Annotated in this window: 14 protein-coding genes; 7 read left to right on the top strand and 7 right to left on the bottom strand. The window is 71.9% G+C overall.

Annotated elements, in window-relative coordinates:
• Nucleotides 1-343: hypothetical protein (locus VOI19_RS04025; protein WP_323791667.1), on the top strand; the 343-nt coding region annotated here is incomplete at its 5' end.
• A gap of 231 nt (nt 344-574) precedes the next feature.
• Here the strand turns inward: VOI19_RS04025 and VOI19_RS04020 are convergent.
• The 4 genes from VOI19_RS04020 to VOI19_RS04005 form a co-directional block, all read right to left on the bottom strand.
• A complete protein-coding gene (locus tag VOI19_RS04020; RefSeq protein ID WP_323791666.1) occupies nt 575-1,369 on the bottom strand; it encodes a hypothetical protein in 795 nt (264 codons plus the stop codon).
• 136 nt (nt 1,370-1,505) lie between these two features.
• Nucleotides 1,506-2,930: a hypothetical protein gene (locus tag VOI19_RS04015; RefSeq protein WP_323791665.1), complete on the bottom strand. Its 1,425-nt coding sequence runs from the start codon at nt 2,928-2,930 to the stop codon at nt 1,506-1,508.
• Between the two features lie 149 nt (nt 2,931-3,079).
• Nucleotides 3,080-3,772, bottom strand: a complete 693-nt coding sequence (locus VOI19_RS04010; protein ID WP_323791664.1) for a hypothetical protein — start codon at nt 3,770-3,772, stop codon at nt 3,080-3,082.
• A 131-nt stretch (nt 3,773-3,903) separates the two neighbouring features.
• Nucleotides 3,904-4,527, bottom strand: a complete 624-nt coding sequence (locus tag VOI19_RS04005; protein ID WP_323791663.1) for a hypothetical protein — start codon at nt 4,525-4,527, stop codon at nt 3,904-3,906.
• Nucleotides 4,528-4,747: 220 nt separating this feature from the next.
• Between VOI19_RS04005 and VOI19_RS04000 the strand changes: the two genes are divergently transcribed.
• Nucleotides 4,748-5,296, top strand: a complete 549-nt coding sequence (locus tag VOI19_RS04000) for a hypothetical protein (protein WP_323791662.1) — start codon at nt 4,748-4,750, stop codon at nt 5,294-5,296.
• Between the two features lie 39 nt (nt 5,297-5,335).
• Entirely contained in the window at nt 5,336-6,262 is a 927-nt protein-coding gene (locus VOI19_RS03995; RefSeq protein WP_323791661.1) for a DMT family transporter, read from the top strand.
• A 25-nt stretch (nt 6,263-6,287) separates the two neighbouring features.
• Here VOI19_RS03995 and VOI19_RS03990 read toward each other — a convergent pair whose 3' ends face one another.
• Together VOI19_RS03990 and VOI19_RS03985 are read right to left on the bottom strand one after the other, a co-directional pair.
• Nucleotides 6,288-7,061 carry a FliA/WhiG family RNA polymerase sigma factor gene (locus VOI19_RS03990; protein WP_323791660.1) on the bottom strand — a complete coding sequence of 258 codons (774 nt, stop codon included), beginning with the start codon at nt 7,059-7,061 and terminating at the stop codon, nt 6,288-6,290.
• A 94-nt stretch (nt 7,062-7,155) separates the two neighbouring features.
• On the bottom strand, nt 7,156-7,659 hold the full coding sequence (locus VOI19_RS03985) for a hypothetical protein (protein WP_323791659.1): 504 nt from the start codon (nt 7,657-7,659) through the stop codon (nt 7,156-7,158).
• A gap of 239 nt (nt 7,660-7,898) precedes the next feature.
• On the opposite strand from VOI19_RS03985, the gene VOI19_RS03980 reads away from it, so the two are divergent.
• The 4 genes from VOI19_RS03980 (at nt 7,899) to VOI19_RS03965 (ending at nt 12,192) form a co-directional block, all read left to right on the top strand.
• Nucleotides 7,899-9,260 (top strand): putative bifunctional diguanylate cyclase/phosphodiesterase, encoded by a 1,362-nt coding sequence (locus tag VOI19_RS03980; protein ID WP_323791658.1) that lies wholly within the window; start codon nt 7,899-7,901, stop codon nt 9,258-9,260.
• 164 nt (nt 9,261-9,424) lie between these two features.
• A complete protein-coding gene (locus VOI19_RS03975) occupies nt 9,425-10,231 on the top strand; it encodes a prepilin peptidase (RefSeq protein ID WP_323791657.1) in 807 nt (268 codons plus the stop codon).
• A gap of 189 nt (nt 10,232-10,420) precedes the next feature.
• The gene (locus tag VOI19_RS03970) at nt 10,421-10,864 is read left to right on the top strand and encodes a hypothetical protein (protein WP_323791656.1); all 444 of its coding nucleotides are present in this window, start codon (nt 10,421-10,423) and stop codon (nt 10,862-10,864) included.
• On the top strand, nt 10,861-12,192 hold the full coding sequence (locus tag VOI19_RS03965) for an EAL domain-containing protein (RefSeq protein WP_323791655.1): 1,332 nt from the start codon (nt 10,861-10,863) through the stop codon (nt 12,190-12,192). Before VOI19_RS03970 ends, VOI19_RS03965 begins: the two co-directional genes overlap by 4 nt.
• 40 nt (nt 12,193-12,232) lie before the next feature.
• On the opposite strand, the gene VOI19_RS03960 is transcribed toward VOI19_RS03965, so the two are convergent.
• Nucleotides 12,233-12,760, bottom strand: a complete 528-nt coding sequence (locus VOI19_RS03960; protein WP_323791654.1) for a YbjN domain-containing protein — start codon at nt 12,758-12,760, stop codon at nt 12,233-12,235.
• Nucleotides 12,761-12,868 lie beyond the last annotated feature (108 nt).

Here is a 12,868-nt window from a genome sequence, read left to right as displayed (position 1 = left end):
AGTGGCGCGATGCGTGGGAGGCGTCTGGGCCGGCGCCGCACCGGTCGCGGGACTCGCCACAATGGAGGTCGCGGCGACCGTCACCGGCACCTCGGCGCAGCTGCGCCGCTTCCTCGCCGCCATGGAGGACCAGCAGCGCTCCTACCTGTTCGACACCGCGGGGCTCAGCGCAGCGACGGCTGACGGTTCCGCAGACGGCGCCGATGCCGGCTACACGCTGACGGTCGCGGGCTCGATGTTTTTGCTCCCCGAGGTCCCCGACCCCGACGCCCCGGCCATCCCGGCTCCCGCGCAGGCCGACCCGGCCGCCGTCCCGCCGGCGAGCAGCGCCGCCGCGCAGTAGTCGACGCCCACCCCCGGCATCGGCCCCACCTCGGCGAGGTGGGGCCCGACGTCGTCGTAGCGGCAGCTGGTCGGGCTGGGGGCTGGTCGAGCGGATGCTTCGGCCAGCCGGTCTCGAGACCGGCTCGAGACGATCGCGACCGACCTCCTCGACCACCGTTGGCGTCGGCCGCAAGCACGAGGACCTCGTCCCCCAGGGACGAGGTCCGCATGACACCGGGGAGCCGGTGGCTCAACCGTCGATCGGCTCGAAGCGCTGGCGCAGTCGGTCGCCCTCGATGGTGCCGAGCGACTCGACGAGGCGCGCGCGGATCGTCGTGACGGCCTGGTGGAAGTCCGGGGAGAGCGCCTCGATCTTGTCGGTGGAGTCAACGGCGAAGGCCCACCGGAGGTCGACGCTGACCAGCGCCTCGTCGCCCACGGCAGCTGCCGCCTCCAGCAGGTAGGCCTCGAGCGTGGCCCAGTCGGCCTGCCACGCGAGGGGGAGGGCGTCGTCGACGCGCCCGTCGCTGAGACGCTGCAGGGCCGCGGCCATGCAGTGGCGCGCCTCGTCCGCGCGGGCCGCGATCGCCTGCTCCAGCGTCTCGTCGCCCAGCCGCTGCCGGGTCACCTCGGCGATCTCGGCGACCGTCGGTGCGGGCAGGCCGTCGAGGTGGTCCAGCGGCGACAGGCGTCGCTCCATCAGGGCGAGTGCGGAGGCGTCGAACGCGGTCGACAGTCCGGCGCGGGCGGCCAGGACCGCCTCCGTCGCGGTGGTCGCGACCGGCGGGTGCAGCGCGTAGAGCGCCAGGGCCCGGGCCACCGTGGTGGCGATGTCGAAGAACTGCTGGTCGGGCGTTGGCGAGGCGATCATGACGCGCTCCCACATGACGGCCTGAACGGTGTTCATGTCGGCAGCCCAGGTCGCGGTGACGGCGCCGAACGCGTTGCCCTCGGTGGCGTGGCGACGTGCGAGAGACCGATAGCTCGCGATGCGCCTCGTCGTGTCGGCGTACAGCACCTCGGGAGTGTTGGTAACGATGGTCACCGCTGGTCTTCCTCTGCTCGGTGGTCCGGCGTCCGTCCCGGGAGCGGGAGCAGGCGCCACGTGCTGCAGTGGTTATCGGCCGCTCGGTCGCGGCACCGTAGCCCTGCGCCGGCGCAATCTCCCGCGGCCGCGGACGTCAGCCCGCGTCGGAGGGAGTGACGCGCTCGAGCGCGTCGGCCTCGGTGACGCGGCCCTGGAGCTCGGTGGTGATGACGGCGAGACGCTCGGCGTCGGCCCGCAGCCGCTGCTGCTCGGCGGTGACGGCTGCGGCGCGCTCCCGGACGCGGCGCAGGTCCTCGTCGGTGGCGTCTCGTCGTGCCTCGAGCTCGGAGGCTGCCCGGCGTACGGCGCCGACCCGCTCACCGGCTCGGGCGAGCGCCTCCTGCGCGGCCGCCAGCTCGACCTCCGCAACCTCGGCCTCCTGGGCGATCTGGGCGAAGGCGTGCGCGGCGTCCCCGGCGGCCTTCACCATCCTGGGTACGTCGAGCTGGAGGTCTGCGGCGTGCTGCTGGATCCGCGCGAGCGCGGCTTGCACGTCGTCGACGGCCGCCAGGTGATCGTTGAGGGCGGCGCGGGTCTTCGCGCGGGCGGCGCGTGCCGCCTCCGCAGTGCCCGGGACGGCGTGGGGCTTCGCGTCGGACGGGACCGGCTCCGGGGCGCCGCCGGCCGTCGGGTGGGGCAGGTCGGAGTCCTGCGAGTCGACCGTCGCCGGCGCGGGAGGCAGCCGGGGCACCTGCGAGAAGCGGCCGCCGGGCGGGCGCACGGGAGCCGGGTCGACCGCCGTCACCGACGTGTACTCGGGGACCGGGTGCACGTGCAGTCCGTAGGTGGCCGACCCTGGCCGGGCGTTGATCCCGGCGCGGCCGGCGCGCACCAGGGCGTGGAGGAGGTAGCCGGTCTCGAAGCGGGTGAGGCCGCACTCCCCCGCGACCTCGTCGACGCTGCGCTGCCCAGTCATCGCCGCCAGCAGCGCCTCGGCCTCGGCGGGGACGGCGAGGGGCGCGACACCGTCGGGGAGCTTGGCGGCCGTCGGGAAGCACTCCTCCACGGCGAGCCCGCCGGCGATCTCGCCCCAGAGCAGCTCCCAGCGCTGGCGGCGTCGTACGACGGCCTTGAGCACGGTGGCGATGGCTACCGGCTCCATCGTGAACGAGTCGGTGGTCTCGTCACCGACGAAAATCCCCTGGGTTCCCACCCAGGTCGCCATCGCGCCCACGGCCGACAGCGTGATCTCGCGGTGTACCGCAGCCAGCACGGGCGCGTCCAGGTGGCCGCGGTCCACCAGCTCCTGGCCCAGACCCGGTGCCCGGACGTCGCCCCCGCACGCAGCGAGCGCGGTGGCGAAGGCGTCGGCGACGACGAGGCCGCCCGAGCGCAGCCGGTGCCCCACCCGGGGCTGGAAGCCGTCGACGTTCACCGCCACGAGCGCACCGTCGACGAGGTAGACCTGCCCGGAACGCACCTCGCCCCGGTCGACCACGTGGACGCACCCGGTCCCCCGGGTCGCCGCGACGCTCAACAGGCCGGGCACCGTCTCGTGACGGGACGGTCTCGTGGTCATCTCGATGTCCTTGCCGTGCGCAGTGGGGAACAGACGACCGGCCCGGCCGTCTGTTCCCTGAGAGTCGTCCTGTAGCAGGGGCTTCTTGAGGACAAGGGGCCGGCGAGTTCGCCTCAGGGACCGATTGCACTGCAGCCCCCTCGGTCAGGTCAGGCCCGGCGGCCGGTGGCGGTGCGGGGGACGGTGGACTCGTGCACCTGGCACGGGGGGCCGTCGTGCTCGATGGTGTCGGGCAGGAAGCCGTGTGAGCCGGTGCACCCGTTCACCATCTTGCCCTTGTAGATCCGGCCGCCGCCGACCCCGACGAACGACGAGCTCGAGGCCGACGCCCGCGCGGTCGCGCCGTTCTCGCCGGTGACGCTGACGATGTAGGGCGGCTGAATCTTCACCTGGTGGCCGGAGTCGGTGGTGAGGAGCAGCTCGTAGTGCTGGATGCTGCAGCGACCGAGGAACGACTGGTCGGCCCCGCCGGGCATGCGTACGCTCACCAGCGCGCGGGTCCCGTGGAAAGGGCCGAGGTCGAGTCTCTCCCCCGTCGCGATCAGGAACGTGGTGGCGAGGCGCCCCGCGTAGGGGCGGTAGCCGAACCGGACCGGGTAGGACTTGCCGATGACCTCCCGGATCGACTGCTCGGCGGTGGCGAAGTCGACTGCCCGCCCGCCGGTGAGCCAGCGCGGCATGCCGTCGTTGGAGACGACCAGGTCGCCCACTTCCCAGGCGAAGCAGTTGGGCTCGGCCGTCACCTTGGCCTCGAAGTGCTCTGTCTCCCACAGCCACACCTCGAGCAGGTCGAGGTCGACGTAGCGCCACGGGATGGCGGCCGTACCGGTCGACTCATTCACGCGCTGCTCCGTCCCCATGGTCATCGGTTCACTCGTTTCGTCGACGTGCCATCGTCGCGGCACGCGGGGTCCTGACCCCGGTCTGGCCAACCGCCGCGCCTCACGCGGGGAACCACCGGGGAGATGCTTCCTCAGCCGTTGCCCTGGGCGATGGGCGGCATGCTCGGCACGCGGCGAGCGAAGAAGCTCCCCGCGTCCGCCACGTCCGCCACGTCCACCGGGTGGTCGGCCTGGTTGGCGGCAGTCCCGTCGCGGACGTCCGACACCTCGGCCACCTCAGCCACCTCAGCCTGAGGGATCTCCTCCAAAGGAACGAGGTCGAGGACGACGGTGGCCGGCTCGTCGAAGGAGTCCTCCTCCACAACCTCGTCGTGCGGTAGGTAGGAGCCGAGCCCCGGCGGTACGACGCCGGCCGAGCGCTGCGCGGGGACCGCCTCGTCCGCTGCGACGGGGGCGGGCCGGGCCGGGCCGTGGGCGATGAGGGTCGGCGCGGCCGTCAGCTCCGTCAGACTGGACAGCTGCGCGCGGGGCTCGCACACCGAGAGGCCCGGCACCTCCGCGAGCGCCACCGACGTCTCGGTCGACACGTCCGACAGCTTCAGCGACGTTGCCGCCTCCGCCGTCACGACAACGTCGGGCCCAGCGGCAGCCGGCACTGCACGCAGCGCGCGGCCGGGGACGAAGCCGAGCTCGCGGGTGAGCGCCATGAAGATCTCGGGCGCGACTTGGGGCAGGATCTGCTGGGCTCTGGACATGGTGACCTCGGGTGATCGTCTGACGGGGCTGGTCATGACGGGTATCGGCCGACCGGGGTGCCCGGTTGAGCCCCGGACCGCGATGATCCCCGACCGAGGGGTTGGGGGCAGCAGGCCTGACCTCCGAGGAATGGTGGATACCGCGCGAAGCCAGCCGTGGGTGGGTCAAGCCGTCGTATCCTGGCCACCCACCTCCCCTCCCCCACAGGGACGACGACTGATGCTCCTGACCAACATCGTGCTGTTCGTCGTGATCGGCCTGACCGTCCTGGGGAGCTGCGCCTACATCGCCCACCGGGTCCGATCAGCCGGACGGGAGGCGAGGGCCCGCGAAGAGCGGCGTGCGGCGGCACTGCTGGCCGAGATCGGGGCAGCCCACGTCGCGACGGGCGCGGCTCGCGTCGGCACCGGGTCGGCGACGCAGGACCCCGCACCCCAGATGACGTCGACCGACCGACTCGCTGCCGACCTCGAGTCGTTCTTCGTCCTCGGCGGCGCCACCCCGACGACCGCCTCACCCGCCGTGGCCGGCCCGACCACCCCCGCCGTGACGGCGTCCGCTCACGACCTGGCGATCCGGCTGCGTCTCGCCGCGGATCGCATCGACGTGCTCGCGTCGAGCCCCGGCACCCCGGCCACCGAGCTGGCCGACGCAGTGGTGGCCGTGGCCGCCGAGGCCGCCTCCCCGGCCGCGTTGCTCCCGGTGATCACCGCCGCCCGGACGACCGACGCCGAGATGGGCAAGAAACCGCCGCACGACGTTTGTTGACCGTTAGGTGGGCGTCACGGATGTCCCTAGGCTTGACCCATGACGCAGACGGTGGACTCGACGCGGGACACGACCTCCCCACCGGTCTGGGCGCCGCTCGCGGCGGTGGCCGTCACCCTGCTCCTCTGGTCCTCGGCCTTCGTGGCCATCCGCCACCTCGGTCACGACTTCTCGGCCGGAGCCCTGTCCCTGGGCCGCCTCGCGGTGGGCGCCATCGTGCTGGCCGCCTTCGCCCTGCCCCGCGGCCTCCCCCGCCCGACCGCCCGGCAGTGGCGCTCGATCGTCGTCATCGGGCTGCTCTGGTACGCCGTCTACATGGTCGCGCTCAACGAGGGCGAGCAGCGCGTCGACGCCGGCACGGCCGCGATGCTCATCCAGGTCTCGCCGGTGCTGATCGCGGTACTGGCGGCGCTGTTCCTCTCGGAGCGCTTCACCGTGCAGCTAACCGTGGGGCTCGCGCTGGCCTTCTCCGGGGTCGCCGTGATCGCGTTGTCCGGCGACTCCAGCGGCACCAACAGCGACCTCGTCGGCGTCCTGCTCTGCCTGGTTGCCGCCGTCGTCTACTCGGTCAGCGTCGTCATCCAAAAGCCGCTGGTCGCCAAGCTGTCGTCGCTGCACGTCACCTGGCTGGCCTGCACCGTCGGGGCCCTGGCGTGCCTGCCGTTCGCGGGTACGCTCGTCTCCGAGGTCGGCGACGCCGCGGCCTCCTCGGTGTGGTGGATGGTCTACCTCGGCGTCTTTCCGACGGCGATCGCGTTCACCACCTACGGCTACGCCCTGCAGCACATGACGGCCTCGAGCCTCGGGGTGACGACGTACGTCGTGCCCGTGATCACGATCGTGATGAGCCTGGTGCTGCTCGACGAGGTGCCACCGCCCATGGCCTACCTCGGTGGAGCGCTGGCACTGGTGGGCGTCGCGGTCGCCCGGCGTACGGCGCGTACCCGCCCCACGCCACCGACCTGACAGGACGAACGTTCGAAGCGGGCTCCTACGACGAGAGCGCCTCGGCCAGGCCCTGGCGCAGCGAGGCGGTGGCGCGGCTGCGCAGCTGGCTGACGCGCGACTCCGTCACCGACAACACCTGACCGATCTCACCCAGGGTGAGGCCCTCGAAGAAGTAGAGCGCGATGACGATCTGGTCGCGCTCGGACAGGGTCTTGAGGGCGTCTAGCAGGGTCTGCCGGGTGCTCTCGTCCTCCAGCGCGGCGTCGACAGCAGGCGCGAGGTCGTCGAGCGCCGCCACCTCGTCATCCCCGACGTGCGACACCGCAGTCGGCCGCTCGCGCAGGTCGCGCAGCTCCTGCGTCGAGAGCTGCAGCTCGGCCGCCAGCTCCTGATCGCTAGGCGCGCGGCCCAGCCGCAGCTGGAGCGCTTCGCGGGCCTTCTCGACGTCGCGCAGCTTGCTGCGCACCGAGCGCGGCACCCAGTCGGCGGCGCGGATGCTGTCTATGATGGCGCCGCGGATTCGAGGCACGGCGTAGGTCTGGAAGGTCCAGCCGCGGTCGGGCTCAAACCGCGCAATCGCGTCCATCAACCCGATCACGCCCTCGGAGACGAGGTCGGCGGAGTCGACGGTCTGCGGCAGCCCGCTGCGCACGCGGCCGGCGACGTACTTGACCAGCGGGGAGTACTGCAGGACCAGCTGGTTGCGCAGCTCGGGCGACGTGGTCTCCCGGTAGCGCCGCCACAGGTCGCTGACCTCCTCGGCGTCGGCCGTGGTCATGTGGGGCTCCTCGCGCGTGCGCCGTCGGGTGCTGGACACCAGGAACCCTAGCGTCCGTCGCGGGGTGGAAGACCGCGGAGGGAGGACCCGGTTTCACCTGGCCACACCGGCAGGGACCGGCGCGACGTGAGGATCAGCTCAGGATCTCCAGCGCTCGGCTGGGATCGGCGCGGTAGCGCACGATGAGCTCGGCGGTGGCCTCGTCGATGCGGTCGTGCAGCGCCCGTCGGTACGACGTCAATGTCTGCTCGGCCGCCCCCAGCAGCTCGACGGCCTCGGCGGCCTCGGCGGCGTCGGAGGGCGTGACCCACACCCCGGCGAGGGCGGGCAGGTCGGGCAGCGGGTCGGCGGCGCGCACGCGGTGCAGCGCCTGGCGCACGTGGCCCGTGCCGGTGTCGCCGAGCACCCGAGCGAGGGCGTCGACGTCGATCGGCGAGTCGCCGAGGCTGCCGGCCCGCAACAGGTCGACCCGCGCGTGGATGAGGCGGCGCCAGTAGGAGATGCGCGCCTCCTCCGCGCGGAGGTGCTCGCGGTAGGTGCGCAGCTCGGCGAGGCTCACCGAGGCCAGGTGGGGGGAGGACACCGCGTCCTTGATCGTGCGGCGCTGCCCGCTGAGCGGCAGGTCGTCGTCGGTCACGCCGTCACTGTAGTGGCGAAAGCGCTCAAGGGTGGCGAGCTCACCCGGCCGCGCCGACCCTGCGAGCAGGAAAGGGTCGGCCCTCTTCTGCGAGCAGGCTCAAGTGTGCCCGGCCCGCGTTCGATGCTTGGGCAACCCCATATCACCAGGGGGACCTCCCTGCCTACCCCTTGCTCACCCCTTGCCCACCCACGCGCTCGGACCCGATCGCGATCTCGTGACCACGTCGGAAGGTCGTCATGAAGCCAAGCACCGTCGACGGCGCCCTGCCGACCGTCGTCGCACCCCCAGCCCCCCCGGACCACGACCCGCTCACCGGGCTGGCCCGGCGCGAGGCGCTGCTGGGCCAGGGGCCACTCCTGCTGGCGAACGCCGCCGAGGTCGGACGGCCCGCAGTGCTGCTCGTGCTCGACCTCGACGGCTTCAAACAGCTCAACGACGCCGCGGGCCACCATGTGGGTGACCAGGTGCTGGCCGAGGTCGGCGCCCGGCTCCGCAGAACCGCCGAGCACGGCGACCTGGTCGTGCGCCTTGGTGGCGACGAGTTCGCCGTGCTCAGCGCCCCGCTCGAGGCGCCCGAGTCGGGAGCCGCCCGGGCGCGGGCGTTCATCCGGGCCCTCACGATGCCGCTGGAGGTCGACGACCTGAGCCTCTCGGTCGGTGTCTCGGTCGGCCTGGCCTCCTACGGCCAGGACGGCAACACGGTGGAGGAGCTGCTGTGCGCCGCCGACCAGGCGATGTACGCCGCCAAGACGGCCGGGTCCTGCCAGTGGCGGGCCAGCACCCCGCCCGGGTCGCTGGACGAGGGGCGCACCCGGAGGCTCCTTGCCGACCTACGCGCGGGTCGGGCCGTCGACCAGATGCTGCTGCACTACCAGCCGCAGGTGTCGATGACGACTGGCGACATCGTCGGGTTCGAGACGCTCGTGCGCTGGGACCACGACGAGCTCGGCCTGCTCAAGGCACGGGAGTTCATCCCGCTCGCCGAACGCACCGGGTCGATGGGTCCGATCACGCTCGCCGTGCTCGAGGGCGCGCTGGGCGACATGGCCGAGCTGCAACGGCTCGCACCCGGTGCCCGGCTCGCCATCAACGTGACGCGCCGCCACATGCTCGCCCGCGGCCTCGTCGACAACCTGTACGCCACCGTGCAGCGTCACGGCCTCTCCACGCAGGACATCGTCCTGGAGATCAGCGAGTCGGCGACCGGCCTGGCCCCGGAGAGCTCCGACGTCTTCGACACCCTCAGCCGCGACGGCTTCGCGGTCAGCATCCGCGGATTCGGCACCGCACGGTCCTCGCTCACGGCGCTGTGGAGCAACCCGGCCGTCCGCGAGGTGAAGGTCGATCCGTCGATCGCGGCGCTCGTTGACGACGACGAAACCCTGCGGCTGGTCCGCGCCCTGATCAACGCCGCCCACAGCCTCGGCATCCGGGTGGTTGCGGAGGGGGTCGAGGGGGCGGCCGCGGCCGCGGCGCTGCGCCGGCTCGGCTGCGACGTCCTGCAGGGCTTCCTGGTCTGCCGGCCGGCGCCCCTCGCCGAGCTCCGCGACTGGTGCGCGTCATGGCGGCGCGAACGGGTGCTCGACCTGGGAGCCTGAGCGGACCGGCCCGCCACCGCATCGCCGTTCCGGTCAAGTCGCGCTGCCGTCGTCCCGATGACCTCGGTGAGCACCCGCACGCCCCACCACCCGGAGAGCATCATGTCGTCGACCCGCCCGTCCTCCGCCTTCGCGGACGGCCGCGCCCACACGGGAGCGCACCAGTGAGCACCTGGGAGCTGCTGCCGACGGCGTACGTCGTCACCGCCGCCGGGGTGCTGGGGCTGCTGATCGGCTCTTTCCTCAACGTGGTCGTGCACCGCGTCCCGGCAGGGTTGTCCGTGGTCAGCCCGCCCTCGGCGTGCCCGGGGTGCGACCACGAGATCCGGGCTCGCGACAACCTGCCCGTAGTGTCGTGGCTGCTGCTGCGCGGACGGTGCCGCGACTGCGCCATCACGATCCCGGTGCGCTACCCGCTGGTCGAAGCAGTGACCGGCGCAGCCTTCGCCTTCACCGCCTGGCGTCTGAGCGACCCGGTCCTGCTGGGCGCGGCGCTGGTCGTGGTGGCGGCCGGCATCGCGCTGGCCTTGATCGACCTCGAGCACGGCCGCCTCCCCTTCGCCATTACCGGAGCTGCCGCCGCCCTGGTCGCGGTGGTGCTCGTCGCCGGCCTGGTCGCGGGGGCGAGCATCGACCTCCCGGTCGTCGCGCTCTCGGTGGCGATCTGGTTCGCCCTGTACGGCGGCATCTGGTTGCTCACCGCGGGCCGCGGGATGGGGCTCGGCGACGTGGCGCTCGCACCGCTCCTCGGCGTCGTCCTCGGCCTCTGGGGACTGGGGCCCAGCCTCGTCGGACTGATGGCGGGGTTCGCGGTGGGGGCCGTGGTGGTCGTCGGACTCATGAGCATCGGGCGCCTGCAACGCGGGCAGGCAGTGCCGCACGGCCCCTTCATGCTGGTGGGCGCGGCGATCGGGCTCTTTGCGGGCGATCCGATCGCGGCGACGTACCTCCGAACGGTCGGACTCGTCTAGCCCGTTGTGACTACTCTCCAGCAAAGTCAGGCAGCATTGGTCTAGACCGGTAACGCACATTATGGCAAACGTCTACGTCAGCGACGCGGCATCCCCTACAAAGAGACACGCATCTGATTCACCCCCACTCGGTCCCGCCGATGAAACTGCTGCTTCGGAGACTCCCCCATGTCGCCTTTCCCTCCGTCCTTGTCGCCTGTCCTGGTCGTCGCACACGACCAAAACGGTCTTGACGCCACCCGCGACGCGTTGTCCTTCGGTCGCCTGGTCAACCCTGTCCTCGCCTGCGCGGACATCTCCGACGTCCAGGACTACCTGAGCTCCGACAGTCCGCCGCCGGCTGTGGTCGTCACCGAGCTGCACCTGCCGACCGGTGACGCGGCCGACGTCCTGCGTCTGATCCGCACGAACGTCGCCCTGCGCCGCACCCCGGTCGTCGTGATCTCCGAGGGCGCGAGCGCCGACGACATCTCGACCGTCACCGCCCTGGGGGCCACGGCCTACCTCGACCGCGGCGTCGCGGTCGACGTGCTGGTGGGCGTGCTGCGCGATGCCGACTTGCCGTGGGCAATCACGCCGCCTGCCGCGCCTGCGCCCGTGTCCGCACGTCGTCTGCTCGAGGTCGCCCGATGACCAACGAGAACAATCACAGCCACAACCACGGGGACGACTTCGACGAGGACGGCGCGTCCTTCCCGACGACCGGCTCCCTGGTCGACTCCATCAGCGACCTGCGCCAGATCTGCGTCGACGACGAGCACACCCTGGCCCTCCTCGCGGTCACCCTGTCCAACGCCGCCGAGATCGTGGACTACCACGGCACGGCCGCCCTCGAGTCGCTCACTACCGAGCTTGCCCGACGCATGCTCGAGCACGAGCACCTCCCCGCGCGACTGCTGCGCGTGAAGCCGCTCGGCGGTTTCCTGATGGTGGTCCGGGTGCGACGCGAGATGGCCCACGCCCAGGTGTCGCACCTCGCCTCGCGCGTGCGGACCCTGATCCCGCTCAACGGCGACATGGTGTGGCCGGTGATGACTGTCGGCGCCCGCCTCGTGCACGACGGCGACGATGAACGCATCGCCGTCCAGGATGTGCGCGCGACCGTCGTACGGGCCAACGGCTGCGCCGTCGGCGACGTCCTGTGGCACGAGCCCGGCGACGAGGACGACGCGCCGTTCGACCTGCTCATGGTGCGCGACCTCGCCCACGCCCTGGCCCACGACCCGTCCCAGCTCGCGCTTCACTACCAGCCCGTGCAGGACCTGCGCACCGGAGCACTCGTCGGCACCGAGGCGCTGCTGCGCTGGACGCACCCTGAGCTCGGGATGCTCTCACCGGCAGCGACGATCGAGGCCGCCGAGCGCAGCGGTCTCGTCACGCTCCTCGGTCGTCACGTCCTGCGGACGGCGGCCGACCAGCTCGCGCAGTGGCACGGCCTGGTCGACCACGAGTTCCGCATGCACGTCAACGTCTCGCCGCTCGAGCTGCGCAGCCCCGAGTACGTCGACCACCTCGATGCGGTGATCGAGGACACCGGCATCTCCCCCGAGCAGCTGCTGCTCGAGATGACCGAGACCGCTGTGGTCTCCGACGACCCCGTGGTCCGACGCACCCTCGAGGGCATCACGAACCTCGGGGTGGCGCTCGGCATCGACGACTTCGGCACCGGCTACTCCTCGATCATGCACCTGCAGCGACTTCCGATCGACACGGTCAAGATCGATCGATCAATCGTGTCGGGCATCGGCGCCAGCCCGTCGGACTTCCAGCTCGCACGCGCGGTGCTGCAGCTCGTCTCGACCCTCGGGGTCCGGATCGTGGCCGAGGGGATCGAGAGCGAGCTCGAGGCCGCCCACCTTCGGGCGATGGGATGCCGACTCGGTCAGGGCTATCACCTGGGTCGCCCGATGCCGTCGGCTCAGCTGTTCCCCAGCCGCGCCGAGCGGGCCGACACCGCCTGATCCGCGTTCCTGAGAGGCTCGAGGAGCTTGACGGGATCCGTCAGTTCGGCTCGCCGGCGACCGAGTCCTCGGCCTCGAGCCAGCCGCGGAACGCCTCGAGGTTGTGCGTCGGCTCACCGCGCAGCTTGCGCCAGTCCCACTCCTTGCGGATCGAAGAAGCGAAGCCGAGCTCGAGGATCGTGTTGAACGACTCGTCGGCCACCGAGAGCACCGAGCCCAGCAGCCGGTCGAGCTCGTCGTCGCTGATGCTGCTGAGCGGCAGCCGCGAGTCGAGGTAGATGTCGCCGAGACGGTCGATCGCGAACGCCACGGCATACAGGCGCAGGTTGCGCTGGAGCAGCCAGCGGTAGACCTGCTCGTGGTTCTCGTCGGGCGCACGACACACGAAGGCGTGCACCGACAATGCGTGGGGCCCCACGTCGAGGCGCACCGCCGTCTGCAGCTTCTTCTCGCCGGGGAGTGCGAAGGAGAAGACACCCTCGCCGGGCTCCTCGAACTCCAAGTCGTTGGCGACCAGGTAGTCGCGCAGGATCTCGACGGGCTCGCGGTCGGGCGACTCGGTGCTCATCTGACCGAGGATCGCATGCGGGCCCTCGCCCGTTGGTAGACGTCCGCCGTGGCGTCGGCGGTGGCCTCCCACGAGAAGAGCCTCGCCTGCTCGAGGGCACCGGCGGAG

It is taken from the genome of Nocardioides sp. (assembly GCF_034670285.1).
Taxonomy (GTDB): Bacteria; Actinomycetota; Actinomycetes; order Propionibacteriales; family Nocardioidaceae; genus Nocardioides.
Note: the sequence above shows the minus strand (reverse complement) of the source record. Positions and strands in the feature narration are given on the sequence as shown.

What these genes read in the sequence shown, in the direction of transcription:
- VOI19_RS04000 (WP_323791662.1), top strand. Translation starts at nt 4,748, where the DNA reads ATGCTCCTGACCAACATCGTGCTGTTCGTCGTGATCGGCCTGACCGTC.
- VOI19_RS03980 (WP_323791658.1), top strand. Translation starts at nt 7,899, where the DNA reads ATGAAGCCAAGCACCGTCGACGGCGCCCTGCCGACCGTCGTCGCACCC.
- VOI19_RS04015 (WP_323791665.1), bottom strand. Translation starts at nt 2,930, where the DNA reads ATGACCACGAGACCGTCCCGTCACGAGACGGTGCCCGGCCTGTTGAGC.
- VOI19_RS03965 (WP_323791655.1), top strand. Translation starts at nt 10,861, where the DNA reads ATGACCAACGAGAACAATCACAGCCACAACCACGGGGACGACTTCGAC.
- VOI19_RS04005 (WP_323791663.1), bottom strand. Translation starts at nt 4,527, where the DNA reads ATGTCCAGAGCCCAGCAGATCCTGCCCCAAGTCGCGCCCGAGATCTTC.
- VOI19_RS03960 (WP_323791654.1), bottom strand. Translation starts at nt 12,760, where the DNA reads ATGAGCACCGAGTCGCCCGACCGCGAGCCCGTCGAGATCCTGCGCGAC.
- VOI19_RS03995 (WP_323791661.1), top strand. Translation starts at nt 5,336, where the DNA reads ATGACGCAGACGGTGGACTCGACGCGGGACACGACCTCCCCACCGGTC.